1 protein-coding gene is annotated in these 232 nt (G+C 75.4%); it reads left to right on the top strand.

Annotated features, from left to right (window positions below; all coding sequences use genetic code 11):
- Positions 1-232 (top strand): hypothetical protein (locus KVT32_RS31810; RefSeq protein WP_217619606.1); only part of this gene is annotated, 232 nt, incomplete at both ends.

The following is a 232-nucleotide window of genomic DNA, read 5'->3' as shown; positions in this document are numbered from 1 at the left end:
CGCATCGCCGCCGCCAGCCTGCAAACGAGCGGCACCCGCGCCGCCCACACGCTGCGCCTGGCCGCCCGCAACGACGACTTCGACGCGCTCACCGAAGTGCGCGGCGGCTGGAACCGCAACACCTGGTCCGGCACCCTGGCGGCGCTGCAGAACAAGGGCCGCTACGCGATGTCGCTGGCGCAGCCGGTGCCGCTGCGCATCGACGTCGCCCCGGGCGCCGGCGTGATGGGCC

Origin of the sequence: Achromobacter sp. GbtcB20 (assembly GCF_019091095.1) — a bacterium.
Lineage (GTDB): Bacteria > Pseudomonadota > Gammaproteobacteria > Burkholderiales > Burkholderiaceae_B > Achromobacter > Achromobacter mucicolens.
The sequence above is the reverse complement of the archived record's forward strand: the minus strand, read 5'-3'. Positions and strand labels throughout refer to the sequence as shown.